This window comes from Streptomyces sp. NPDC088354, from assembly GCF_044753585.1.
Taxonomy (GTDB): domain Bacteria; phylum Actinomycetota; class Actinomycetes; order Streptomycetales; family Streptomycetaceae; genus Actinacidiphila.
In genome coordinates this window covers 1-2,892 of the sequence record NZ_JBIVNJ010000126.1, presented here as the reverse complement: position 1 = coordinate 2,892, position 2,892 = coordinate 1, and the positions used below count along the sequence as shown (strand labels likewise).

Genomic DNA, 2,892 nt, shown 5'->3' with positions numbered 1-2,892 from the left:
CGATCCGACAACCGCTCACCATCTGACGACTTCACCTGTCCGGGCCTTGGCACACCCACACAACGACATAGAAGCCCTCAAAGTCACCGGTATTGCATCTAGCTGCAGTGCCTCGGGCAACCATTAAGACTGTGTTCTCCATGGTCAGTTGAAAGTTGTCTTGGGCATGGGGAGCGGACGGTGGGGATGGATTGTTTCGGACGGATTGTGGGAGATCGCAGGGCCGTTGTTGCCGCCGGAGCGGGTGCGTCCGCAAGGGGGCGGGGTCGCGAACATCGATGATGATGCGGTCTTCGCCGCGATCATCTATGTGCTGGTCAGCGGTTGCGGTTGGCGGGCTCTGCCGCCGTGCTTCGGAGCGTCGAAGTCGACGGTTCATCGCCGGTTCGTCATCTGGTCGCGAGCCGGGATCTGGGGGCGGCTGCATCAGAAGGTTCTCCAGCTTCTGGACGAGCGGGACATGGTCGAACTCTCTCGCGCGGTCCTTGACTCTGCCCATGTGCGGGCTAAAAGGGGGCGAACTTGCAGGTCCGAGTCCCGTGGACCGGGGCAGGCCCGGTTCCAAGGTGCATGTCCTGTCCGACGCGAACGGACTGCCCCTACGCGTCGGAGTCTCCGCCGCCAACACTCACGACAACCAGGCCCTGAAGCCGCTGCTGTCCCATTTCCACATGGGACACGAATCCCACGCGGCCGATTCCAAGCCTCAACGCCTTCATGCGGACAAGGCGTACGACGTGCCTCACCTGCGGCAATGGCTATGGGGCAAGCGCATCGGCGTCCGCATCGCCCCCAAGGGAGTCGGGAGTCGAGTCCAGCGAGCGACTCGGCCACCGCAGATGGGTCCTCGAACGCACTATGTCCTGGCTCACCGGCTGCGCCGACTCAACCACCGCTACGAGCGGAAACCAGGCAACTACCTGGCCTTTCTCGGACTGGCCGCGGCCCTCAGCTGCTACAAACGGCTCCACAAAATGACCATGTAGGACATTGTCTAAGACTGCTCCTGGACCCGCATGACTCGGCGTCCGATTTGTTCAATGACCACGACCGGCGAGCAATCAGCGGGACTTCCATCGGCGTTTCAATTTGGGCTCCCCGATCAACCGGTGAAACGGTAGTTCACGGACCGGCTCAATCCGCTCGCTTGGAGTGCGAAGTGCGCCGCCGAGTTGGCCGCAGGTGCACGAGATAACGTCTGCTTGTACCTCATCACGCAAGCCCTGCCGTGACAGTGCATGGCCCAGCTCTTCGTTGCGCAGGACACTTGTGCAAGCGGACTTCCGAGACGAAGGTCAACGCAGCACCGAGCCACAGTGAGCGTCGAAATCCCACATTCTCCCCACCCTGAGAGCGTGTTTGAGATCTGACTACCGAGCTGCTTTTCGTAGGGGTGTGGGGCCGGGACGGGTGGCGGGTGCTGTCCGGGTGAGTCTGCGGACAATCACGCTGATCATGGCCCAGCGGATCATGGTCTCGGCGTGCGCGGGGTGGTGTTCGTAGTCGCGTGCCAGGCGCGTGCGGTGAGCCAGGCGAACGTTCGCTCCACCGCCCACCGCTTGGGCTGGACCTGGAAGCCTCTCTGGCCCGGCTCCTTGCGGACGATCTCCACGGTGCGTTTCAAGGCGGTGGCGGCCCAGTCCACCAGGCGGCCGGTGAAGCCCTAGTCGGCCCAGATCTTCCGCACGGTGGGGTGGTCGAGCCGGGTCCACAGCAGCGACCGTCGGGCACCGTCGCGCGGTCCTGGACGCTGGCGGCCACGACGTGCGCGGTCAGGAGTAGGCCGAGGGTGTCGGTGACGATGAACCGCTTGCGGCCCTTGACCTTCTTGCCCGCGTCGTAGCCGCGGGTGTCGGCCGGGACGGTGTCGGCGGTGCGTATCGACTGCGAGTCGATCAGCCCCGCGGTCGGCTCGGCGCCGCGGCCCTCGGCTTGGCGGACCTGGTCGCGCAGGGCGTCGTGGATTCGGGCGACGGTACCTTCGTCATGCCAGCGCACGAAGTACCAGTACACCGTCTGCCAGGGTGGGAATTCGTGCGGCAACTGCCGCCAGGCACACCCGGTCCGGACCACGTACATGATCGCGTCCATAGTCCGCCGCCGCGGATGCTTCTCCCGCCGCCCACCCTTCGGACCCGTCCGCGGCGCCGGCAGCAACGGCTCCACCAACGCCCACTGCTCATCCGTCAGATCGGACGGATAACCCTCCCCAGCACTGCTCAACCCCCATCAACGAGCGCCCACAGAATGTCAATGCACGGCAAGTGATGGGCGCTGGCGCGAAGGTACTGTCGCGGCGGGTACCAAAACGACGAGCACGAGCTGCCCGGACACGGAACTACAGCGACGTGTCCCGATCGCCGGGCCTCACCGAATCCCTTGATCAACACCATTCAAAATCATTTAACTTCGACGAACGCATCATGGGAGCCTGCGCCCGTCCTCGCCGTTAAGTTCGGCACTGAGATTCTATACTCCTACACTTGGCGCGCATAATCTCGAAAGAGCTATGGTCGCCGCGCGGCACTCAACGGGCTCCTTTGGCGCGCCCTCCAGTCGGCAACGGCTGGGAAGACGGCTGTCCGTCGACGGATCGCGGCGGACGGAAAGTCAATTACCGCTAGAGAATTCTACAATATAGCCAAGAAAACATTGAGGTGGTTTCTCATCTGGGGGCGAGGTCAACTCCTGAGTTGCAACCTATTTCTTGCTAGCAACCGCACGTGAGGCGTCGGATTCTACACTGCGCCCTGTTTTTCCTGACGTGCTGAAAATTGAGGAAAGTTCAGTGCCTAAACAACCAACCGGAACTCCGGTCCGGCCGCCGGTGGTCACCCCCACCCGTGTGATCGCCGGCGTCTGCCTCGTCATCCCGTTCGTCGCGATGCTCTG

Annotated in this window: 2 pseudogenes; one reads left to right on the top strand and one right to left on the bottom strand. The window is 63.1% G+C overall.

Annotated features, from left to right (window positions below):
- Window positions 1-166: 166 nt before the first annotated feature.
- Window positions 167-986 (top strand): annotated as a pseudogene (locus ACIP98_RS42115) (IS5 family transposase).
- Window positions 987-1,370: 384 nt separating this feature from the next.
- On the opposite strand, the pseudogene ACIP98_RS42110 reads toward ACIP98_RS42115, so the two are convergent.
- A pseudogene (locus tag ACIP98_RS42110) lies at window positions 1,371-2,223 on the bottom strand (IS5 family transposase).
- Window positions 2,224-2,892 lie beyond the last annotated feature (669 nt).